This is a genomic window from Catenulispora yoronensis, assembly GCF_039531695.1.
Taxonomy (GTDB): domain Bacteria; phylum Actinomycetota; class Actinomycetes; order Streptomycetales; family Catenulisporaceae; genus Catenulispora; species Catenulispora yoronensis.
In genome coordinates this window covers 190203-213393 of the sequence record NZ_BAAAQN010000004.1, presented here as the reverse complement: position 1 = coordinate 213393, position 23191 = coordinate 190203, and the positions used below count along the sequence as shown (strand labels likewise).

Genomic DNA, 23191 nt, shown 5'->3' with positions numbered 1-23191 from the left:
GAAAGTCGGCGACCTTGCGGAGCAATACTGTCACCGGACAGCAACGGGTGTGCGCCATAAACAGACCTTGAGATTCGCTATCGGAAAGGCATACGCATGAAGGTGACGCGAACGCTCGTCTCAACCGTGGTGGCCGCAGTGGTTGTGGCATTGACGGTCATTCCGGCCCCCCAGGCGGCAGCCACCCCATGGCCATACCTCTTCCACTGGGGCACGACGTTGCCCAGCGTCACCGTGGTCACCGACCACACAGGCGACACCGCCACCGACCCCTACTCCGGAGGGGGATTCGCGGCCGTCACCGCGACCAGCGCCGGCGGCTCGATCTACCAAGACCACAACATGACCATCAACGTCGGCGATACCCTCTGCTCCACCGCGGAGGTCGTCACCGTCGGCACGGCAACAGGCGGCGGCGCCGACATCGCACTGTTCATGGGCGGCGGCACCACCGAGTCATCCGACAAGAACGTCACCTCACTGCCGAACGGCAACCAATGGCAACAAATCGGCACATGCGTCACCGCCACCATCAGCCACACCTGGTTCCGAATCCAAATCTCACCGATCGCCGGCGGGCCCACGATCGGTGTCGACGACGTCGACACCCATATCGACCTGGCCCGCAACGGCGGCTTCAACAACGGATTCGCATATTGGTCGCTATTCCCGAACAGTGCCTACGCCACCTATACCAATGGCGCCGCAGGCACGCCCTGGGAAGGTACCCAGTTCGTGGCAACCAACACCACTGCGGCAGTCGGCGGGATATACCAGGACATCCCCTATGTCGTCAGCGCTGGCACGACCGTATGCGCCAGCGCCCAGCTGGCCACTCAGGCCACGGCAACCGGCGCTCACGGGTTCTTCCAGATCACCCTGCTGGGGACAAACACCTACGACTACTCACAGGACCGGTTCGCCAACCTCCCCTCCTCCTCCACCTGGACCCCGGTGTCGGCCTGCGTAGCCGCCACGACAAGCCGGTCGACGATACGGGTCGAGATCAAGCCCGACGCGGGAGCACCCACCGTCATCGCCGACGCAGTCGACGTGCATCTCAGCGTCGTTGGCAACGGCGGACTCGACGCCAACGCCGCCTACTGGAACACCATCGCCCCGACCGTCGTTACCAGCTATGGCCCGGGGGTTACAGGCATCGATCCACATGACGGTGCGGGCGAAGGTGTCGCCACACCCGGCCACAGCACCTACCAGGACTTCACGAGCTCCCTCACCGAGTACTGCTTCAGTGCCCAGGTCGCTTCCGCATTCAGTTCGCCCGCAACGGGTAGCTTCGCGTTCTGGGATCTGCGCAACGGCTACTCCCCGATTGCCTCGAAGAACTACCCGACGTTGCCGACGACCTCATGGATGCCGTTGCACATCTGCATGTCAGAGTACGGAGACGGAACCGCGTTCGCTCACCGAACCGAGCTCTATATCAACTCCGGCATCCTCGCCTTCGATACCGTGGACGTCCACCCAAGCCTGACCGGCAACAGCAGCATGGAACTGCCTAAAATCAGCTGACGTCACGCCGCCATACAAAAGGCCACATACGGCCAGCCGGGTTCATCCCGGACTGGCCGTATGTGGCCTGCGGCGGCGACCAGTACCACCAGCGTATTGTAGACCGGTCCGGTTGCCGATTGTCTTAGGACTGTGCAGTTAGATTGACAGATCCCCTTACAGGCCAGCTGGACTTCACCGAGAAATCGGGTGATTCCACCTGTGACGCCGAATCGCAGTGTTCTCATTCGGAGAAAACAACGATGCTGAATAACGTCGAAGCTCAAAGCTGGCTTCCGGGTACCTGGCGGTTCGTCTGCGAGGTGGCGGCGTGCTCGCGCTGCATGTTTGTCGAGCGAATCCGGGGCCTGATGTTCCGGTACGGCCGCTGCACGCTGCGGCTTCGCACGATGCTCGAGCGGATCGGGCTGGCGCCGGTCGGCCGGGCCGGGTCCCGCCTGGCTGCCGCGGTCGGTGTCCCGATCGGAAATCGTCCGAGCCAATCACGAGTCAGCCGGGCTGACGATCGCCGGGGAGACCCTGGATGCTCTGGAACAGGCTCTGACCGAGGAAAAGATCAGCCGCCGGTATGGCGGGTGGTGCGTCGCAGGCCACAGCTGGTGCGGACGTCCAGGACGCGTCGCCGGGTGAGGATCGTGCCGCGACACGGCGACGTCGCAAAGCCCGCGCCGCGGCTGCCGGGCTCGGGCGGTCCCGAGGCGGGCTGAGCAGCAAGGTCGACGCGGCCGGGATGCCGCTGGCTTTCGTGCTGACTCCCGGGCAGGCTGCCGACTGCCGGCGCCTCATCCCGGTCCTGGACAAGATCCGGGTTCCCGGGCCGGTCGGCCGACCGCGCACCCGCCCCGGCGCGGTGGCGGCGGACAAGGCCTACTCGTCCAAAGCCAACCGGTCCTACCTGCGTTAGCGCCGGATCACAGCGGTCATCCCGAGAAGACCGATCAGCAGGCCAACCGGAAGAAGAAGGGCTCAGCCGGCGGTCGGCCGGTCGCCTTCGACCCGGACCTCTATAAGCATCGCAACACCGTCGAACACTGCTTCCAGAAGATCAAGACATGGCGAGGCCTGGCCACGCGCTACGACAAGTCCCCGCAGAGCTACGAAGCCGGACTCCACCTCCGAGCCTCGATCATGTGGCTGAAACTCCTCACCTCAACCACATGATCCGAACCCCGCACAGTTCCTAGTTGATTGCGTCGTCCGGCTGTTGGACGACTCGGACAGCCGCGTACGTGGGATGGCGGCCGCGCATCCCGCCCTGCCACTGGAGATCGCCCTGCGCGCATTGAGCAACCCAGGACTCCCTGCGGAAGTCATGCACAGGTACCTGGATGAAGCTGGCGTTACTCGCTGACTTGGACGCATGAATGGGCTCGAACTCAGCTCCCATGTTTTCCTGAAACGATCGTTCCGGTTTCGACACGGCCCGACAATCACTGTCACGATGACTGATTCCAGGGACGAGAGTCGGACTCGTTTGAGAGCGGGTGTTTGCCCCACTCTTGCTCTTGAGGCCACTTGATCGAGAACGAGTTTTGGTCCCACCTTTGGGTGGGGGGTCGATCTGCCCTGGTGCGGGTGGGCGGGAAATTCGAGGTGGGCTGCACGAGACGGCTGCTATAACGGCCGCATGACTCTTCCACGTGTCGGCGACCAGCCCGCATGATCACTGTCGGGTCTGTGGCCCGTGATGTCGCTGCGGAGCGGTTCGGGTTCCTTGCTGGGCGAGTCCGCGGGCGACGCAACGCCGTCAAGGACTTCACGCATGCGGCGCCTGAGTTCGTATTCTGGATCTTTCCGGAAGGTGCGCTGTTTGATGCCAAGGACGCGCATCGCAAGAACGTCCCGCGTGGATACGAATATATCCTTGATGATGAGCCCGATTATGGAGGGTTCCTCAGGGGACGGCTGGCGCGGTCCGTTGATGGCTTCCAATTGGTCGTTGTCTACTGCCGCTCCGAAGCGTTGATCGCAGCCGGCCGACCGCTGAGCCAGCTATTGACCGGGCTGCGTCAGCTGCCCGTGCCCTTGGATCAAGATGCCCTGGTGATCAGTGACAATGGCGATCTCTACGGCACCGTTGAAGACTTGATGGTACGTGAGACAGGCGTGTAGCCGCCTCGCCGCCCAGAAGGGCGATCACCCGGCGGCTTTCTGGGCGGCGAGGGTCTGGGCCAGGCGGTAGGAGTCAGTGCCAGTTTCGATGATGTTGCTGCCGAAGGTGAGCCGGTCGACGATCGCGGCGCACAGCCGCGGGTCGGTGAAGGTCTTGGCCCAGCCGGAGAAGGACTCGTTGGAGGCGATGGCGAAGACCCGGAAGTGCGCGCCCTGGCAGCGGCTGACACCACGCTCGACGAACCGCCAATCGCCATGATCGACGACAGCGACACGCGCGTTCGGCGGGCCGTCGCCAGCAACCCGCTGTTGCCTCCTGATCTGATAGCAACGCTGCTTGAAGATGAGGAACTAGCGGAGGCCGCCGCCGCCAACCCGGCATTGTCCGATGTAAAGCTTCACACACTCCTCGACCGCGCTGGCATTCCGCGCCTCAGCCTGGAGTGGGAACTCAACGCGTGAAACGGCTTGGGGCGAAGTACAACGCGGCACAGGCGCGAGGCATCGCCGACCGCCTCGACTTGGAGCCACGAGTGTTGTTCCGCGTGAGCTGAGCCGTCTGCCCATGGACTGGCCTCAGTCAGGGAATCAACTCTGACATCGCGGAATGCGGCAGCGACGGATTGGCCGCCGCGGCTTCCATCACCTGCCAGTCCTCGTCGCTGAGAAGTCCTACGATCACCTCGGGCGGCAGGGCGCTGTGGCGGGCGGCCAATGGCCTGGCCTGGCGGTTGGCGAGGCAGGCCAGCAGTGCTGCGGCTGTTGCGTTGCGGTGCAGGGCGACCTCGCGGAGCGCCTTCTGGACCGCCGGCCGGTGCTGCGTGAGGTCTTCCAGGAGCTTCGCGGTGGCGTCCGGGTTGGCGGCGACTTTCGCGAGTACCCGGCCGCCGTGGCGTGTGACCATCGTGCGGAGCTGGACGTCGGACAGTCCCGGATGCGGTGCGATCGACTTGACCACCTTCGCGTCGGGATCCTCGGCTAGCGCGTCACGCACGTGTGGTGGCAGGTCTCGTCGCTGGGCGAGCAGCATCCGCATGCTCGGGTTCGCGGATGTGGCCAGTTCCTCGACTTCGCGCGGAGTCGCCGACGCGATACGGGGCAACAGCGTGGAGCCGATCTTGGTGGTGGTGGAGACGTCCGACAGCACGTCGAGCGGCACGTGTGGGTTGTGGGCGAGTCGGCGTTGGACATCGTGGCCGCGATCTACGGCCAGGGCGCGCATCAGGTTCTCGTCGATCGTGGGGTTCTCAGCGATGGTCGCGCGTACCCACGGCACAGGGTCCTGAGCAAGCCGCGAGTACACCTGCGCGGGCAGATCCACGCGGGCCGCGAGCTCCACGCGTATCAGCATCGAAGGATGACCAGCGAAGGCCGTGGCCGCGTCGACCGGCGTGGCCGGGTTCCGTAGGGCCATCTGCTGGATCTCGAACACGGTGGACTGGTGGGAACTATCGCATGCCGCCCCCGGCGGGAGCGAGCAGTCACGCCGGTCGCAGTTCGGGTCGTGAACGAAAGGGACCGTTTCCTGGTCGCACACTGCGCATGAGAGTGCCGGCGGCAGCCCGTCGCCGGTCAGCAAAGACGCCAGCACCGAAGGTGGTGTTGCTTCGTTGGCCGCCACCGAGCGACGAACATCGGCATGCGGATGTGCCGCGAGCTGGGTGGCGATGTCCGTCGGCGCCCAGCTCGCGAGCTCTGCGGCCACCCGGACATCCGGATCCGACGCCAGCGTCCGCATCACCTCGTGCGGCAGTGCCGGGCAGGCCGCCAGCCTCTCCCGGATATCCGCCCGAGGATCGGCGGCAAGGCTGTACGCCCACTCCGGCCGGCCAGAACGTTCTTCGAGCAGGGCGAGTGCCACCCGCGGCCGCGCCGCTGGATCGACGCTGTCAATCGTGAGGCGCCCCTCGTGGGCGAACCGTATGGCAGCAGCTTCGAAGCGCATCAGCGTGGCCGTCTGCGCATCGCTGAGGTCTGGTCGAACGGCAAGGGCCTCGGCAAGGTCTGCGTCCGCGTATGCGTCCGCGGCCAAGATGAGTCGGTCGATCAGTTCGGGAGGTAGCGCCGCGTTCTCGGCCAGTCCAAGGAGAGCATGCTGCACGGGAGAACCCTGCCCGAACAGCGACCGGACGGCCATCCGCTTTCAAGGCGTACCACGCCGATCAAGCCGGGTGATCGCCTCGCCGAGCGGATCCCGGCCGGCCATGATCTGTGCGGGCGGAGCGAAGTCCTTGTCGAAGGACGCGGGGTAGGCGCCGGGGTCCTCGAACAGTGCACGTAAGATCTCGGCGCGGGGCTTCTGCAGACCGACGTCGCGGAATGCTTCGGCTTTCGTTGCCTGCGCTCTACTCCGCAGCGGGCTCCTCGGTCGGCTGCCGGATGACGACCTTCCCGGAGACCAAGTCGATCGGTCCGAAGGGTGGGTCGCCGGATTCGGGGTTGTCTCGCATCATCGCGATTCGTTGTTTCTCCTGCTGCCAGTGGATCGAGCCGGGTGAGAAGAGTCCGTCGAGTTCGCCGATGACGATCGACATCGCCTTCTCCGGCGTGCCGCGGTCGCGTCGTGTCAGGATGCGGTAGAGGTACGCGGCGACGGTCAGGACCGCAGCTGCGGTCAGTAGGTAGCCTGATGCGGGGCCCAGCATGGCCGTGCTCCCTCCCGGGGGTCGAATTGGTCCGCTGCCTGCTCAGTGCCCGGTGTTGGGCTAGGGTCCAACAGGTCTTGGCCTTGCTGCCAGAAGCATTGCAGCATGCGGATATGGGCGCAGATAATCAGGCGATGTTTGTCGAAGGTTAGGGCTAGGGTGCCGCGCATGGCCTGTGAGCTTCCTGACTATTCGACCGTCACGCCCGACGAGTTGGCCCAGGCGTGTCGTGCCGCAGTCGAGGATTGCGATGCCCGTATTGCCGAGCTGGTCGCGATTCCGAGTGGGCAGCGCACCTTCGAAAACACGGTGCTGGCTCTGGAGGAGGCGCGCGCGGCGGTGAAGGAGGCCCGCGCGGCTTGGGGGTTTCTTGCAGAAGTTGCCCCCGGGGAGGGACTGCGCGCGGCATCCCAGGTGTGGGGTGAACGACTCGACAAGCACATGATCGGCATCGGCCTCGATGAGCAGGTGTTTCAGGCCGTCCACGAGTACAAGGACAACGCGCGCGCCGCGGCGCTATCCGAGGTTGACGCCCGGCTGCTGGAGGAGTTGCTCCGCGGCTTCCAGCGCAGCGGGATCGACTTGCCGACGGTTCAGCGCGACCGGTTGCGGACGCTCCTCGACGAGCTGGTCGAGCTTGGTTCCGGGTTCGCAGCGACCCTGGCGGGCTGGCGCGACGGCATAGTCGTTGACCGGAACGAGCTCGACGGCCTGTCCGAGACGTTCATCGAAGGGCTTGAGCGGGTCGGGGAGGGCTACTGGGTCTCGCTGGACAACCCCGAGTACTGGCCTTTCATGTGCGAGGCGCGTTCCGCCGAGCGGCGACGTGAACTGTTGGAGAAGAACCTGCGCAAGGGCGGCGTGGAGAACGTCGCTCGGCTTGAACGTGCTCTCGCGGTGCGTCAGGAGATTGCTGGAATGCTCGGCTACTCCTGCTGGGCTGCCTATGTCCTGGAAACGCGGATGGCGAAGACCCCTGAGGTCGCCGCAGTGTTCTTGGACGATCTACGCGCCCGGATAGCGCCGAAGGTCGTCGCCGACCTGGCCGAGATGGCGGAGGCCAACGTGCAGGCCGGCGGCTCGCGGGAGATGCCCCAGTGGGAGCAGCCCTATGCCATCAGCCGACTCAAGCAGACACGCTATGCCTTCGACGACGCCGAGGCCGCGCAGTACCTCCCGCTGGAAGCCTGCTTGGAAGGGCTGTTCGCGACGATCGGCGCCGTGCTGGGGGTCCGGTTCGAGGAAGTGACGGATGCCTCTGTCTGGCACCCGGAGGTACGCACCTTCGACGTGGTCGAGGCCGCGCAGGTCACGCAGGCCGCGCAGGCCAGGCAGGCCACGCAGGCCACAGGTGGCGCGGGCAGCGCAGGCGGCGCGCCATTCGGCCGATTCCACCTCGACCTGTATCCCCGGCCGGACAAGTACAAGCACGCGATGGCCCTCGCCCTGCGACCGGGACGGCGGGTCGCGGACGGGTCCTGGCAGCAGCCGGTCGCGGTGATGCTGGCCAACCTCACCCGCCCGAGCGCCGACACACCCTCGCTGCTGCGCCACGCCGAACTTGTCACTCTCTTCCACGAGTTCGGCCACGTGCTCCACGAAGTGCTCGCCCGCGCCGAACACCTGCGGCACTCCGGTGCCGAAACGGAGATCGACTTCGTGGAGGCACCGTCGCAGATGCTCGAACACTGGTGCTGGGAACCGGCGGTCCTGGGCAGCTTCGCCCGCCACTACCGAACCGGCGAGCCGATGCCGAACCGTCTGCTGAACGGGCTGGCTGCCGCCAAGACCGCAGCGTCGGGAGTGCTGACCATGCAGCAGCTGGCCTTCGCAACGCTCGATGCGGCCTACCACTCGGCGGGCTACAGCGGCGACAGCACCGCGACCTACGCACGGGTGTACGCACAGCACGGCGACGCCTACGTCGAAGGTACCCACCTGCAATCCGGCATCACGCACCTGTTCGGGTACGACGCTGCCTACTACAGCTACCTCTGGTCGAAGGTACTGGGCGACGACATGTACACCCGCTTCCAGCAAGCCGGCCCGCTCGACCCGGCCACCGGCGCACATTACCGCCGTACCGTCCTGGAGCGCGGTGGCAGTGTCGGCGGGGTGACGATGGTCCGTGACTTCCTCGGTCGCGACCCGTCCAATGAAGCCTTTCTGCGCGACATCGGCCTGTAGGAGGGGAGAGCGCCTACAGCAGAGCAAGCAGAGCACCAGAAGCGGGTGAAACCGCAGCCGGTCAGAGCCCGACGCCCGGGTACTGATTCCAGGCGTCGGCCTCGTGCACCTGACCGGAGACGACTGGTGCACGAGGCCGGAGACGACTAGCCAGAGACGACCGTGCTACTTCACGATCGGGGCCTGCAGCAGCGCAGACAACTGGTTCTCGACGTGCTGCGAGACTGCCGCGGTGCCGCCGAAGATGAAGGCGGTGTGGGTTTTCGCTCCAAAGAGGTTGTTCACCACATCGGTGTCGGCGGCCGGGACCGAGGTCGGTTCTGTGAGGAACAAACGTCCGTGGATCGTCGCCATCGCGGCTCCGCCGGTCAGCGCGTCGGCGAAGGTCGCTCCGGAGGCGTAGCCGACGAACGGGTCGTTACCGATGCAGCAGAAGTTGTCGCCCCTGTCGTAGGCGGCGGCGGCCTGGGCTGTCGTGTACCGGTCCGAACCGGCGACCACGTTGAGGCTCCGAAGGTTGTGCGGATCGTGTTCGACGTCGTCATACACGCCGAGGTTGGTGTTGGGCCCGGTCGGCGGCTGCTTGGTGGCGATGACCCGCGGGTCCACGCCGGCCAGCTTCATGCCGGCGACGCTCGCCGACCAGCCGATCGCCGACACGTTCGGCACGATGAACGTGGTCTGTCCGAACCCGTTCATCTTGGCGACGACGTAGGCTGCGGTGTCCCGGTCCTCGACCGTGTCGCCGTCGCTGAGCAGGATCGCCGCGGGCTTCCCGTCGGAGGCGAGCAGCCCTGTGGCCGCCGGGCCGGCCGCCAACGCGTCCGGGAAGTCCTTGCCGGTGACGAGGACGACATGGTTCGGATTGTCCAGGCCCTGCTCGGCGATGGTGAGTGCGGTCTGGTAGCGGGTCTGGCCGCCGTACCGGACCACGGTGTATCCGTCACCGGCCAGTGTGGCGGCTGCCTTCGCCGAGATGGCGGCCTCCCCGCCGAGCACGTACACGGTCCCGCCCGGCGGCAGTACCCGGTGGATCTCCTGCCGCGTGGTGTCCGTCAGCTGGGCCGTCTCGGTCAGCAGCAGCGGGCCTTGCTTGTACGCGGCCAGCGGCCCGCCGGCCAGCGCGTCCGGGTAGTGGGCGTTCTCGCCGCTGGCCAGCACCACCGCGTGGGCCGTGCGGCGGGTGGTGGTGTCGCCGACCGCCGAGGCCCAGAACCGTTGGGAGACCGCGGTGCTCGTGCCGTACCGGCTGTCGCCGGCCAGGCGAGTCAACGAGTTCGGGACGGTCACGTCGAAGGAGTTCGACACGGCCTTGAACGTGTTTCCGGTCGAGTCCGTCACCAGCACCCCGATGTTGTACGTCTGGGTGGCCACATAGGTGACTTCGAAGTCGGGAGTGCTCTGGGTGACCTTGGTGCCGTTGCCGAAATCGAACTGGTAGCTGACGATCGGGTTCGGCCCGGAAGCCGTGACGGTCCCGGCGACCGTGCTGCCGACGGGACTGCCGACAGGGCTGTCGACGATGATCGTGGCGGTGAGCACGGTCGGTACGACGCTCGCCTCGGCCGGGGCGGTCGTGGCCGCCGCGGCGCTGGCGGTGGTGACGACAGCGGGCAGTGCCAGCGCACTGATAGCTGCGGCAGCGCAGGCGGCAATCGTCAAACGACCATGACTCATCGATCGATCCCCCAGGTAGAGCGCGTATGGACGTCCGTATCCTGCAATGCCGCAAGATCCTGCGTCAACTGGGTCCACCGACGAGGTTTGCCAAGCCTCAAAGGTCTTCAGTGAAGGTCGGAATCGGCGTCGCGCGCCAAGAAGATCTGACGGCGCTCGACATCGATCCTTGCGATCCTCACCACCACCTGCTCGCCGACCTGGAGCCCGCCGGCCTGGTCGGTGGGCAGCAGCCCGACGAAGCCGTCGAGTCGGTCCTCGATGCGTACGAATGCGCCGATCGGCACCAGCTTCGTCACCGTCCCGGTGACCGTCAGCCCCGCCGACCCGGCCTGATCCGCAAGTCCAGCCTGCCGCGCCAGCTGTTGCAGCGGATCGGGCTGCACCGCCCTGAGCGAGAGCGGGACCTGTTCCCGGTCCATGTCGACATCCAGGATCTCCGCGGTGATCACCTGCCCCTCCTTCACCACCTCCGCAGGGTCGTGGAACGGCCGCCAGGACAGCTCCGGCAGGTTGATCATCGCGGTGACACCGCCGATGTCGACGAAGGTCACGCCGAAGGTCGCGATCTTGACGACGGTGCCGGTGACCCGCTGGCCGCGTCGCAGAGTCTTCATGACCGCCCACGCGCGGTCGCTGTCGGTCTGGACTGTGCGCCAGCGTGCGCGCAGAACGCCGTCCGGGTCCGGCAGAACCGCCGCGAACAGCGGGTGACGGTCGTCCTCGGCCAGCGGAAGTACCGCGATGGCGCGCGCCTGCGCCAGGCGGGTCGACAGTTCGGCGAACTCGCTGTCGTCGACGATGGCACTGACGATACGGCCGTCCTGGTCCTCCCAGACGACCTCGACGATGTCGTCCTCCGACAGCTCGGCCAGCGTCGCGGCGACGGTGACGTCGACGGCGACGTCGCGGGACAGGTCCGGCCACACCGTCAGCCGCGCCCGCGGAGCAAGACCGGCACGCACAGTGTCGAGGTTGTCCGAGCTCAGCCGATGCCAGCGGGAAACGTTCTGCAGATGGCTCTCCTCCAGGATCGCCGCCTCGCGGTGTAGCAGCGTCCTGCGCAGATGCGCCCAGAAATCGGCGTCGGCGGGCCGCTGCTCGCCTGGCTCCTCGAACGCCCCCTCATACGGCGAGGCATCCACCGCCTCCGGGAACAACCCGAGCTCGGCGGCGCGCGCCACGGCGTCGTGGCAGGGTTCGGCGCTGCTGATGTACATGTACTGGTCCCAGCCGATGTGCACGGCGAACCGGTCCTCGACTTCCAGGGAGCAGAACACCCCGCTGTCGCGCAGCATGGCCCGCACCAGCTCCAGGCCGAGGCCGACCGGCACCTCGGCGCCGTCGTGGAAGCCAGCCAGGTCGGACGGGAACAGCCCGGTCAGGCCGTGGCCTTCGGCGACCGGCTCCAGGCCGAAGTGGACGAAACTGGACACCAGGCCCGGCTCGCGGATCGCCACAGACGTCACGCCGGTCGACGCGGCGAACGCCGCCACCGTCTGCAGGTATGCGGCCTCGATGGGACCGTGGTCGCTGACCGGCTCCTGGTCGCCGATGTAGTGGCCGTGTTCGTTGCGGTCCGCCGGGTCGTACTTGGTGATGCGGTAGCTGTACGGCAGCATGTTGTTTCCCCTCCCTGCCCCATGATCATGCCGTACGCGGCAGCGGCTACGCGAAACACAGCCGGCGGACGGCCAAGGGGTGTTCAGGGGGTTGTTCAGGCGGGTGTTCAGGCGGCTGCGCGCTCCAACCGGAGGTAGGAACGGCGGCCGAAGGTGAGCTGCCAGGGGGTCGCGACGTCGGGGTGTCCCTGCGGGCCGCAGCTGAAAGCGACCCGCTCACCGCCCGCGCCATCGAACTGGACCTCGGGACTGGAGCACCACGAGACAGCCACCCGGATCCGGTGCTGGCCTGGCGGCAGCACGACCTCGCTGACTTCCCCGCGCTTCACCGACCCCACCGCTCGCCCATCGACAACGATCCGGTAGGACCGGTGCTGGTCCCGGTTGCCCGCACCATCACGCGCAACACTGACAACTATGTGACCGTCGCTGGCGACAGCGTTCACAGACCCTCCTTGGTTGGGGCATGATCATGTCACCCCGACGCTGGAGAGGACACCCCGGGTGGGCACGTATGTCTCGGTCAGAGGGTGGCTGGAGTGCGACCACCAGTCCCAGCCCGCCAGCCCGCCAGCCCTCAGACCTCACCCATCCGCAGCTCCAACGCCGCCTCGGCCACATCAGCATCCGGATGCGCCCGCAGCAACCCCACCACGTCCCGCCACCTGCGCTCCCACCCGCTGCCCGGCCCGGCGGACGCCGCCAGCACCAGCGCCAACGTCCCGGCCGAGATCCCCGGCTCGGACGCGAGCGCCGCGGCGGCGGCATAGAACGAATCCGGCACGAACGGATCGCCCTGCCCCTCAACGCGGGAGCTGAGCGTCTGTGCCGCGGCGCGCGCCGCTGCTGGGCGGTCGTCGGTGAGTTGGGCCAGCGCGTGGACGTCGGTGGTGAACGTCTCGGCCTCGGCGGTCAGGTCCAAGGCCTGCGCGTGCAGGCGTGCGGCGGTGTGCAGCCAATTCGGCTCGGCGGCCAGTGTCTCGCCGGTCGCGGACACGACCGGACGCCACTGCTCGACACCGGCTCGCAGTGTCGGTGTCAGGTTCGCGGCCAGGTCAGCAAGGCGGCGGCGGGCGGGACGGTCGCGGAACACGGCGCCGGTCGCGACGTTCTCGTCGCGTTCCGCCGCCGCCATCTCCAGCAGTTGCCGCACCAGCTGCACGTGCTCCTCGACCGGCCAGCCGGCGGCGACCAGCTGTCCGACCACCGCGATCGGTAACGGCGCGAACGAGGTCACGTCCACCACCGCGGCGCGGATCGCTTCGGCGGCCTGCGGCGTCCACGGGTACCACGCTGCGACCTGCTCGATGGCGGTGCGCCGCACCAGCGCGTCGGGGTGCGCACACAGTTCGGCGATCAGCGCGCCGTAGGCGGCACGGTGCCGCACCGCCAGTCGCAGCGGTCCGCGGCCCAGCAGCGCCAACGCCACATCGCGCTCCGAGGTGACTGGCGCGACCGTCGCGGCCGTCGCGACCGAGGTGGCTGGCGCGATCGACGCGACCGCCGCAGCCGCGTCCGCAGGCGCTGTCCCCGCCCCCACCCCAGCCGCCGCCCCCAAAACCTCCCACACCCGCGCATCGTCCAACTCACCGACCAACCGGCTCACCGCCGCCATCCGCACATGCCGATGCTGCCGCTGCCCACCCCACGTCCGCAGCAGCAAACCCACCAGGTCCGGCACCCCCACCTGCGCCGCGATCCGCAGCACCTCCTTGCGGCTGGTCACCTTCGCCGAAGCGCCGACCACCACCGCCTCCAGCCGCGCCCCCAGCTCCGCAGGCCGCGCGAACTGCGCCGCCCGCGTCAGCGCATACACCGCCACCCGCGCCCGATCATCGTCGACATGCTCCAGCAACACCGGTATCGCCGCGGCCGGATCCGGCAGCCACACCGTCGCACCCAGCGCCGCCTCCTGCAACACCACGTTGGCCGACCCCAGGTACCGGTCGACAACAGCCTGGCCCGCCTCCCCCACAGTTGCCGACTGCCGGATCGCGTCGGCGCGCGCCGACGCTGTGGACCCGGCGTCGCCGGCGATCCGCGCCAGCAGCTTGACGTACTGGGCACGCTGACGCGGCAGCCAGTGCTGGACCGCCGCCGACGGGAAATCGGGTATCCACCGCACGCCGTCGGTCACGAACCGGCCTCCCGGGGGCCGACCGGTGAGGTAGGGGTCGAGCAGGTCGGTCCGGTGACCGGCGATGACATGGGCCACCGGCCACAGCTTCGCGACCGACGGATCCCACCGCACCAGCGCCTCGACCCGCTCGGACCGGCGGGCCGGGTCGGCCAGCCACAGCGGGATCGCGGTGTGCGCCACGCCCGAGGGGCTGTTCCAGATCGTCCACTCCAGCCAGCCCTGCACGTCCGGCATGGCCCAGGCCCGCCGGCCCAGCGCCTCGGCCAACGTCAGCAGCCTGCTGTACCAGGCCCGTTCCAGGCCGCGCCGCACCCACGGGCCGAGCACGTCGACCACCGCGCGTTCCTGACCGTGCCGCACCGTGTCCAGCCGCTCCCGGTCCACCGCGTCCGTGGCACCCTCGACCAGCTCCAGCTCCAGCACCCGCAGACCCCAGGCCAGCAGCTCGGCGTCGCCGGACTCGGCGTGGTGGACCAGCAGCCGCCGCGCCAGCTGCCGCACCGCGCTCAACGACCCGACCGAGACGTCACGGGCCTCCACGGCGTCGGTGCCCAACCGGGTCAGCGCCGCCACCGCGCCGTCGCCGAACAGCGCCGGCGGGGTCTGCGCCAACGCTTTGAGCGTGGGCTGCCGCACCGGATCCTGCTCGTTGTGGATCCGCCCCAGGTCCTCGTCCAGGAACCGGGCGAACACCGCTGCGTCCCGTTCGGCCGCCACACACGCCACCAGAAGCGGGTAGGCGGCAGCCCGCGCCGCGGCGTCGGCGGCACGCGTCTGCTCCAGCAGAACCTGCCGCCCCTCGGCCCACGGCAGCCGCGCACTGACCCGCAGCTTGAGCACCGGATCGGCCTCCAACGCCGGCAACGCCAGCATCCTGCGGGCCTCGGCATGCCGCCGCGGGTGCGGCAAAGCATCCAGCAACGGCTCGGCCAGCACCGCCCGATCCAGATCCCGACCGGCCGTGACCGCGTCGAAGAAAGCATCACGCCGCGACGGCGGCAACGTACCCACCAACACCGCGAGCTGCCGATCGTCCTGCGCGCACAACCGGCCCCACCGCACCGCCTGCTCCGGCGCGCACAGCAACAAAGCACGGCGAACACTGCGCGACATCCGCGCACCACGACGAGCCCAATACGGCACAGGAGGCGCCACAGCGGTCAAAGGATTGTCGACACCGGCAGGCCCGCTGGTACCGGCGGCATCGACCAACAACCGCAGCGTCCGGACAGCATCGAACGTACTCAACGACCGCAGCTGCTTGACCAGGCCCGCCGGAAACGGCAGCCGACGCCACACACTGTGCCGCTCCAGCAACTCCAGGACCAGACCGGGCTCGGCGCGCGCCGCCGCCGCGACACCGTCGGCGCACAGGCGCCACCATGCGGGCCGCAGACCGTCGGGCAGCTCGTCCAGCTGGCTGCTGATGAACGCCAGGACCGGGCGCGGGTGTGCGGTGCCCAGGCGGGTCCAGTCGACGTCCAGGTGGGCGAAGTCGGGCAGCAGCTGTGTCGCCACCGGCTCTGAGCAGGATGGGAGCAGCTTCACCAGGAGTGTGTCGGGGAGCAGTGCCGCTGCGTGGTCCGTTTTCGTCTGGTCCGTCTGGTTCGTCTGGTCCGTGGCGCGCGCTGTGAGCATCAGGCGGTCGGCGAGGTCCTGGCGCCGTACCTGCCGCACGGCCCGGATCACGGCACGCCGCCAGGCCAGCGGCGCGTCGTCGAGGGTGGCCAGCACGACTGCGTCGTGCTCGGGGGAGTTGATCAGTGCGTTGAGGGCCTGGACCCGCAGGCCGAAATCGGGGTCGGGGCCGGCCAGTATCGCGCGCAGGTGGCCTTCGTCGCCGGCGACGTGGGCCATGGTGAGCGCCAGCCCGCGTTCGAACGTCCCGCCCTCGGACAGCTCGGCCAGCACCGACGCCAGCTCCGGCGTCCCGGCCAGCGATCGGGCGGTCCGGGCCACCAGCCGCATCCGGGCCGGACGGTCGAGCGAATCGATCGCGGTCAGGAGGGCGTAGGCGTCATGCGGGGTCGAGGTCATGATCCGGCATCGTACGGACCCGGCACGCCTGCATGCATCACATAATCGGTGCGCCTGCCACGCCGACGTTGGTGCCGGCTCCGGCTCCGGCGTTGATCTCGGTGCCGACTTTGGCGCCGCGCAGCATGAGCAGCACCATGAACCCCGCCGCGACGTAACACAAACCCTGGAACATCAGCACCGGGATGATGCCGAACACCCGAGCCAGAAAGCCGGCGCTGAGCGTGGCAATGAGCTGGCAAGCGCCGAACAGACCGGTCAGCGCACCGAACGCGCGGCCGCGGAACTCGTCAACCGTGTACTGCTGCATCAACGTGAACAACCCCGTCATGACCAACGCCCCGGGCACGCCCACTACAACCATGCCGACAACCGCCGGCCACGTGGCGAGATAACCCAGCGGGTAGAGAAAGATCACCAGATCGACCGCTCCGAACAGCACCGCGCCGACACCCAGCAACCGAGGCGCGGGTATGTGACGGCCGAACACCGCCACCGCCAAGCCGCCGACGATCCCACCGACCGCCTGAACCGCCGAGATCAAGCCGTAGGTGCGGCCGCCGCCGTGCAGCACATCCCTGACGAAGGGCGCGAACAACGTACCCATGACTCCTTCGCCAGTTCCGGCCAGCACTACGAACAGCATCAGCGTCCGCAACACCCGCACCCCGGCAACCAGCCGCAGACCCGCCCCGAGCTCACCGAACACCTCCACCACCCGCCCAGACTGTCGAGACCGCCGCTCCACCTCGCCACTGGTCCGCACGCACCGCAACAACACCGCCGCCAGCAGGAAACTCGCCGCATCAGCCACCGCCAACGCCGGAACACCACCGGCCGCCGCGAGCACACCACCAGCGGCCGCACCACACAACCGCGCAACGTCCCGAGACTGCACCACCAACGCGTTCGCCGTCGCCAACTCCGCGCCATCCACCAGACGCGGCACCATCGCCTGCTCAGCCGGGGCGAAAAACTGCACCACAGCGCCCTGCCACAGCAGCACCCCCACCACGATCCACACCTGACCGCGACCGCCCACCGCCAACAACGGCAACAGACCCGCCGCCAACAGCAGATCCGCACCGATCATCGTCCGCTTACGGTCCCACCGGTCGGCGAACACCCCAGCCACCGGACCCAGAAACACCTGCGGCAGCAGACCGGCCGTCGCTGTGAGCGCCGAGGCGACGGTGGAACCGGTCAGCACGTAGACGCAGTACGCCAACCCGGTCAGCAGCACCCAGTCACCGGTGACGGAAACCACGCCGGCGAGTAGCACTAGCCGGAGATCTCGGCGCGCGCCGAGTACCTGCCATACCGCAGTGATTCCACCCACGGCCTTCACTGCCTTCACTGTCTTCGCTGAGTCCACGGGGTCTGCCGCGTCTACCGCGTCTGCCGGGCCGGCTGCGAGTGCGGCACCACGAACGTGCTGATGTTGACCGGGACCGACCCCGCCGGACGAGACGCCAAGTCGTCGATGGGACGCTCATTGACGTACCGCACGATCAGCTCCTCGATAGCACCGTTGAGCTCGGCCAACTCATCGAACGTGAGATAGACATTGGTCTGGCTCAGACCAGCCTGCTGATTCCACGCCGCGGACCACTCACCACGCCGCCGCTGCCAGTCAATGAACCGCGCCACCACCCGCTCGGCAGAGATCCGCTCCAGAACATCCGCGGCATCGGCAAGCTCAGGATCGGCATCGACCCCCTCGACCCGCTGAGAAGTGAACAGCAGCCGCCAAGGGCGCTCGCGATTGTCCTTGCCCGCGACCTGCTCCACGAAGCCGTACTTCGCCAGCTGCCGCAGATGATGCGACGCCAAACCGTGGCTGATACCCAGCTCCCGCGCCGCGTCGGCCGTAGTCAGCCGCCCATGACGGCCAATCAGCTCCATCACCTCCAAACGGATCGGATGGGCCACCGCCCGCACGACAGTGGGGTCCTCCAGGACCAACCACCGCTGGCCGCGCGACTCAGGGCTCGGGGACGCGTTCGACGATTCCTTCGACGATTCCAAGGACATGCTTGGAATCGTCGAACCGTGACGGGGTTATGTCAAGCATGTCCTTGGAATCGGGGGGATCGGACCGGACCGGGGTTGCCGTTGTATCCGCCGCAAAAACCAACGGATATCCCTGACCAGCGGGAATGCGAGCCTCGACGCTGCATGATCGCTGGTCAGTACTCTGTCGCCGCGGCCAGGTCAGGCCGTCTTCGATGAGGTCTGACGGTCAGGGAGGTTCGGCGTGGCGACTGAAGTGGCTGACCACACCGCCGGTGTCGGATTCCCCGGACTCGATCAAGAAGGAGATCGGGAAGCTGGCGTTCCTGCGTGACCTGGACACGCACACCATGGATTTGTCGATGCTTCCGGCCGAGCGGCGCCGGTTCCTGCCCTGTACTCGGTCGGGCACCGGCTGACCGGGCAGGCGCTGCTACGCCGGGAGTCCTCCCGCCGCCACCCGATCCTGTTGGCCGTGCTGGCGCAGTCCGCGATCGGCACGCTGGACGACGTGGTGGCGCTGTTCGACCAGTCGGTCTCCGCCCGGGAGAGCCGGGCCAAGCGGAAGCTGACCGCCACCCTGGCCGACCCGGGCGAAGTCCGCGGAGGAGCGGCTGGCGCTGCTGGACGACGTCCTTCCCGTGGTGGTGGACGTCGGGATCCCCGACAAGGAGGTCGGGGCGATCCTGCGCGGGTTCGGGCTGGAACGGCTGCGCGGCGCGCTCGCGACGGCGCAGCGGCGGTTGCCGCGCGGCCACGGGCACCCCCTGAGGACCTTCACCGCCTCCATCAGCCCCGCGGCCGTCACCGGACGACGTCGACCGCTGTCTGCCCGAGCGACGTCGCAGATCATGGTTCGGCTCCGCGTACTGGACCGCGACCTTCCCGGCCCCGGTGCGGCACGGCGAGCCTGCCGGCGCGGCGCAGGAGGACGTCGGACAGGCGTTCGCCTCCACGATCTTGAAATCGTTGCTCACGATCGAAACGTGTTTCATGAGTCTGTTTCGCACGTCGAGTCGATTGAAACAGCCCATGAAACAGGGAACTGCCTGGACGGCAGCCGTCGGGAGCGCTGTTTCATAGGTGTTCGCGATCGGTAAGCTACCCGCTCGCGGATCCGCTCATCCGCGACCACAGGTGGAGGGGCAGTGGCGGGGAACACGGGCAGTGGTGCCGGCGGATACGAGCGCGATCAAGCCGAGATGGAAGTGCAACGGTTCCGAGCCAACCTAGCGGTCGGCGAACTCGCCCACGCGGGGGTGCATCTGGGCCGGGCGCTCACAAACGACCCTTCCCTGAACTCTGCGTATACCTGCCTCGCTGAATTCGCCGAGGCTGCGGGATCCAGCGTGTCCGCGCGGGAGATCCTCAAGGGCATCGGTATCGCCGGGGCTCCTGGCATTGCAGCCGCGATCATCGCGCTTCTCGCCGGGGAAGGCGAGCTGTCCAGCGCGGTGGAGTTGCTTGGCAGCCTGGCCGCCGAGCTCCCGGCCAAGCCGTGGGCCGCGGCGCCGTGGTTCAGCCCGGAGCAGGCGCTTTCGCTCCCCGAGCTCTCCATCGGGCGTGCGGTGACGCCAATCTGGGAGAAGATCGGCGGCACCGTGCCGCCGGAGACGGCGCAAGCCTTGGCCCCATGGCTGGCGTTTGCCCGCGCCGCCGCGTTGCGTCCCGGCCTCCGCCCCGACGTCCTGTGTACGGCCTCCGCCCTGGCCAGGCGTCTCGGAGCGCCCCAGGACGCCGTCGAGTGGTGTCGTATGGCCGAAGAACGTGAGAAGCGGTCCGGCGGCGGAGTGTCGCAACACACGCTGATCATGTTGGGCTATGCCTATCGCGACGCCGGACAGACCGACCGAGCGATCGATGCGTGGACGCGGGGCAGCGCGTTGAATCCCGCTAACGCCGATCTTCTGCTCGATCTCGCAGACATCACGTTTGACCGGGGTGACTTCGCACAGTCGTTGCGGTGGGCCGAGCGCGCGACGGCCCGCAACGGCTCCTCGCCCAAAGCACGTGCCGCACTTCTGGCAGCCCGGTTCCGTACCGGTGGCGATTCGGTCGACCTCGTCGCCGACGTCTCGCCCCTGATAGAACTCGCTGACCTGTCGGCGGCGCAGCCGGATTCGTCGTACATTCGCCGGTGCGTTTCGCGAGCCTGCGACGCAGCGCCTTGGCTCATGGCTGTTCCACCGCCAACCGAGGCGATCTGTGGAAGCTACGGGGAACTGACGCGGATCGAGGAATCAGGCGAAGGCTGGATAACCGGCGTCCAGTCCTATATGACCTCGCTTGAGGCACCGACCGCGATGAGCCTGCATCGAGCCCGCTTTCCTCAAGCGTCGATCGAGCTAGGGCCGGTCGTCGAGCCGGATCCACGTGTCTCGGTGACGACGGAGTTCGGTCCGGCACTGTGGAGTTACGACGGCACCAAGGCCGTCGCGACGGTGCCCCCACCTTCCTCGGAGGCCTTCGAACTCGTTCACGCCATCGCCAAGGGAATCTGGGCCGACCCGCTGGTCGCCTATCACCACGCGGCTGGCTTCGGAGTGCTGGATGCCGACGACTTTCTGGGGCTGCTCGCCCACATGCCGTCGCCACAGGAGCCGTCGTGGGTGGCGATCGGGCACGAACACCCCCTCTACTGGCAGCGGTTCGCCCAGGTGTGGGTGTGCGTCGGCATCCTGCACCACCGGCCCGACGAGCCCTGGGCACAGTCGGCCCGGCGTACGCTCCTGCTTCGCCTGCTGTTCGGTCCGGAAGACTGGACCGTCGACGCGGCGGCGTTCGCCCTGTGCGTCGCCGCGTGGCGCTTCCCTGCACAACGGACGGAGATCGCCGAGGCCATCGGACGGCGGTACTTGTACGCGGCCAAGGCCGTTGGCCGGCGACCGACCCAGTTGCATGATCCACTCGCGCGTGTCCTTTTGATCTGTCCGAGCGTTGATCCCAAGGTCACGCGACAAGCACGAAAAGCTCTGGCCGAGCAGCACGAAGCGGCGGATGCGAGCAATATCGAGGAGATGAAGGACTCGCTACTTCGCAGGTGGAAGCGCCGCAAAGACGTCTAGGCGGCACCCGCCCGCCCACCCGCGTTATGCATCAGCCTTCGTCCGCGGTTGTTGGGCCTTGACCTGCGGAGCTTGTCGGCCAGGAATCTCGACGCTGAGGACCTGCCACTCAGCTGGTCAGGGATATCCGTTGGTTTTGAGGAGTCAGGTCCTGGGTCGCGAACCGATGGTCCGGGCAAGCTGCTGAACTGTCGGCTCGCAGTCATCGAGCCCTTCGTCCGCCAGGGCCTCTACCTGGGACGACCGTGGTGCGCAGCTCTCAAGCGCCGTGAGGAAAGACCCGCGGGCGCGCGAATGCACGCTCTGCTCCCATGCCGCCACCAGCAATGGCGCTGCCTCGGCGACCTGAAGCCGGCCCAGGCCTTGTGCAGGGATCTCGGCGAAACACCACTGATCGTCGTCGTCGAACGCCCCGGTGAGTGCGGAGAGCAGAACTGGGGCGTCGGTGAGGTCGCCGGAGGTTGCCAGGACTCGCAGGCCCAGCTCGGTCATCGCCACGTCACTGGGCGCCACGTCACTGGGACTGTCACCCGCACCCGCACCCGCACCGGCCAGCCAACCTCGCGCACGCGGCACCGCCAGCGTCCCGAGATGTTCAAGCGCCTGAGGTGCGCCGGGTATCCAGCCGGCCGGGTTGCGCAGCGCCGGGTCCTCGACCAAGTCCAACACCACGGTGTCGCCGCGGCGCCCCAGCTCCTCCAAAGCCCACCGGCGCCTCGCAGCATCCGACGTGACCTGATGGAGAAGATCGTCGCGAGGAACGTCGGCAAGGGTGCGCAGCCAGTTCCGGTACTCGGCGCCGGACGCGACGGCCTGCTCCAACTCGCCAGCGCGCTCGTAGAGCGCGTTGACCCGCTGCCACGACCGGCGTGGGGAGCGCTGATCGAGCAGGGTCCGCATCCAGCTGTCATCGCCATTGTCGACAATGTCCTGAAGTTCGTCGTCGCTGTGGCAAGCAAGGGCGACGTCGACAAGATCCTCCCAGCCGTCAGGGACACGACGCGAATTCACGAACGTCACCGCATTGAGCGCCGCACCCCAATGCCGACCGCCGGCGACGTAGCGGCGCAGAACCGTCGCCGCATCCTCACGACCAGCCACCAACAACCGCGCCAACACCTCCAACACCAACAAAATGTCATCCGGATCCTCGCCCGCAATCGCATCCAGACGCTCCGCCAAAGGCACCACCGACAGCCCCAACCCCCTGATCAACCCCGCCAAATACCCATCGCGGACCTCAGTCTGCCGATCCCACCGCGCATCCACGATCACACACTCGAACACCACATCAGCAGCCCCCGACTCCCCCGGCGCGCGCCGCACCGCCACACCACGCCCGCGCTGGAGTTGCCCCCGAAACGTCCCCGGATCGTCGAAGCCAATCACCTCAGCATACGATCACGCGTACGCCGGTAGGGGAAGCCGATTTCGGCCTGGCGCAGGCCCTCCACGGCGACCGGATCAGAAAATCGAATCCTGCACCGGCAGCGTCGCCTTGGCCGTGGCGCCGCACACCCGGACCACGTCGACCAAGTCGCGCAAGCCGCGCGCATCGGCCGACGCCAGCAGATGCTCGAACAGCGCGACCGTCACCTCGACGTCGGGCATCGCCCGGTGGCGGACGGCCGGGCGGGGCAGGGCGAGGTGGTCGATCAGCGCTTCCAACGCGTAGCCGGGCGCCTGGGGCACCACCGCGCGGGCGAGCTTCACCGTGTCCAGAAGATGCGTGGAGGCCAGCTTCGGGCAGTGGTCCTGGTACCGGAACAGGATGCCGCCCTCGACCGTGGTGTTGTGCGCCACCAGCAGGTGCGGCCCGTCACCCACCAGCGTGTCGAACTGCGCCAGCACCGTCGCGGCGTCCGGGCGGTCCTTGAGCATCGCGGCCGTGATGCCGTGCTGCGCGGTGTCGAAGCCGGTGACCGGGGCGTGCGGCGGCGGTTTGATCAGCGACTCGAACGACCAGACGCGCCGCCAACTGTCACCATCGCGGCGTACCGCGACGGCGGCGACCTCCACCGGTTCCGGCGAGTAGCCCCGCGGCGTGTTGCCCTCGAAGTCCAGAACCACGAACGTCGTCCCGACCAACGCGGCGTCGCGCAACAGCTTCACCCGGGCCACCCTAGTGCCCGGCCACCCCGCGCCCACACCCCGCCGCCC

17 protein-coding genes and 2 pseudogenes are annotated in these 23191 nt (G+C 67.8%); 7 read left to right on the top strand and 12 right to left on the bottom strand.

Translation table 11 applies throughout. The features are described from left to right. The first annotated feature begins 96 nt into the window (after positions 1–96). The 3 genes from ABD481_RS04970 (at position 97) to ABD481_RS04960 (ending at position 3645) form a co-directional block, all read left to right on the top strand. Entirely contained in the window at positions 97–1533 is a 1437-nt protein-coding gene (locus ABD481_RS04970) for a hypothetical protein (protein ID WP_344664307.1), read from the top strand. A 568-nt stretch (positions 1534–2101) separates the two neighbouring features. Continuing rightward, positions 2102–2437 carry a transposase gene (locus tag ABD481_RS04965; RefSeq protein ID WP_344664306.1) on the top strand — a complete coding sequence of 112 codons (336 nt, stop codon included), beginning with the start codon at positions 2102–2104 and terminating at the stop codon, positions 2435–2437. Positions 2438–3210: 773 nt separating this feature from the next. After that, entirely contained in the window at positions 3211–3645 is a 435-nt protein-coding gene (locus tag ABD481_RS04960; protein ID WP_344664305.1) for a hypothetical protein, read from the top strand. 24 nt (positions 3646–3669) lie between these two features. Here ABD481_RS04960 and ABD481_RS04955 read toward each other — a convergent pair. Further along, a pseudogene (locus ABD481_RS04955) lies at positions 3670–3837 on the bottom strand (ATP-binding protein); the annotation flags it as partial. A gap of 12 nt (positions 3838–3849) precedes the next feature. On the opposite strand from ABD481_RS04955, the gene ABD481_RS04950 reads away from it, so the two are divergent. Next, a complete protein-coding gene (locus ABD481_RS04950; protein ID WP_344664304.1) occupies positions 3850–4107 on the top strand; it encodes a hypothetical protein in 258 nt (85 codons plus the stop codon). Positions 4108–4225: 118 nt separating this feature from the next. On the opposite strand, the gene ABD481_RS04945 is transcribed toward ABD481_RS04950, so the two are convergent. After that, on the bottom strand, positions 4226–5746 hold the full coding sequence (locus tag ABD481_RS04945) for a hypothetical protein (RefSeq protein ID WP_344664303.1): 1521 nt from the start codon (positions 5744–5746) through the stop codon (positions 4226–4228). A 244-nt stretch (positions 5747–5990) separates the two neighbouring features. Continuing rightward, a complete protein-coding gene (locus ABD481_RS04940) occupies positions 5991–6290 on the bottom strand; it encodes a DUF6191 domain-containing protein (protein WP_344664302.1) in 300 nt (99 codons plus the stop codon). A gap of 168 nt (positions 6291–6458) precedes the next feature. Here ABD481_RS04940 and ABD481_RS04935 point away from each other — a divergent pair, with 168 nt between their 5' ends. Beyond that, entirely contained in the window at positions 6459–8477 is a 2019-nt protein-coding gene (locus ABD481_RS04935) for a M3 family metallopeptidase (protein WP_344664301.1), read from the top strand. A gap of 165 nt (positions 8478–8642) precedes the next feature. On the opposite strand, the gene ABD481_RS04930 is transcribed toward ABD481_RS04935, so the two are convergent. From ABD481_RS04930 to ABD481_RS04905, 6 genes are all read right to left on the bottom strand, one after another. Then, positions 8643–10154: a cell wall-binding repeat-containing protein gene (locus ABD481_RS04930; protein WP_344664300.1), complete on the bottom strand. Its 1512-nt coding sequence runs from the start codon at positions 10152–10154 to the stop codon at positions 8643–8645. Between the two features lie 107 nt (positions 10155–10261). Continuing rightward, positions 10262–11776 (bottom strand): S1 RNA-binding domain-containing protein, encoded by a 1515-nt coding sequence (locus ABD481_RS04925; protein ID WP_344664299.1) that lies wholly within the window; start codon positions 11774–11776, stop codon positions 10262–10264. Positions 11777–11883: 107 nt separating this feature from the next. Beyond that, on the bottom strand, positions 11884–12222 hold the full coding sequence (locus ABD481_RS04920; RefSeq protein WP_344664298.1) for a hypothetical protein: 339 nt from the start codon (positions 12220–12222) through the stop codon (positions 11884–11886). 131 nt (positions 12223–12353) lie between these two features. Continuing rightward, positions 12354–15953: a hypothetical protein gene (locus ABD481_RS04915; RefSeq protein WP_344664297.1), complete on the bottom strand. Its 3600-nt coding sequence runs from the start codon at positions 15951–15953 to the stop codon at positions 12354–12356. A 37-nt stretch (positions 15954–15990) separates the two neighbouring features. Continuing rightward, positions 15991–17235: an MFS transporter gene (locus ABD481_RS04910; protein ID WP_425559114.1), complete on the bottom strand. Its 1245-nt coding sequence runs from the start codon at positions 17233–17235 to the stop codon at positions 15991–15993. A gap of 107 nt (positions 17236–17342) precedes the next feature. Beyond that, the gene (locus tag ABD481_RS04905; protein WP_344664296.1) at positions 17343–17987 is read right to left on the bottom strand and encodes an ArsR/SmtB family transcription factor; all 645 of its coding nucleotides are present in this window, start codon (positions 17985–17987) and stop codon (positions 17343–17345) included. Between the two features lie 194 nt (positions 17988–18181). Between ABD481_RS04905 and ABD481_RS04900 the strand changes: the two genes are divergently transcribed. Beyond that, positions 18182–18385 carry a hypothetical protein gene (locus tag ABD481_RS04900; protein WP_344664295.1) on the top strand — a complete coding sequence of 68 codons (204 nt, stop codon included), beginning with the start codon at positions 18182–18184 and terminating at the stop codon, positions 18383–18385. A 426-nt stretch (positions 18386–18811) separates the two neighbouring features. Here the strand turns inward: ABD481_RS04900 and ABD481_RS47330 are convergent. Next, positions 18812–18961: pseudogene (locus ABD481_RS47330) on the bottom strand (zinc finger domain-containing protein); the annotation flags it as partial. A gap of 153 nt (positions 18962–19114) precedes the next feature. Between ABD481_RS47330 and ABD481_RS04895 the strand changes: the two are divergent. Further along, entirely contained in the window at positions 19115–21031 is a 1917-nt protein-coding gene (locus ABD481_RS04895; RefSeq protein WP_344664294.1) for a tetratricopeptide repeat protein, read from the top strand. Positions 21032–21175: 144 nt separating this feature from the next. Here ABD481_RS04895 and ABD481_RS04890 read toward each other — a convergent pair whose 3' ends face one another. Together ABD481_RS04890 and ABD481_RS04885 are read right to left on the bottom strand one after the other, a co-directional pair. Then, complete coding sequence (locus ABD481_RS04890) at positions 21176–22420, bottom strand: hypothetical protein (RefSeq protein WP_344664293.1); 1245 nt, start codon at positions 22418–22420, stop codon at positions 21176–21178. 75 nt (positions 22421–22495) lie between these two features. Then, on the bottom strand, positions 22496–23143 hold the full coding sequence (locus tag ABD481_RS04885) for a 3'-5' exonuclease (RefSeq protein WP_344664292.1): 648 nt from the start codon (positions 23141–23143) through the stop codon (positions 22496–22498). Positions 23144–23191: the final 48 nt, after the last annotated feature.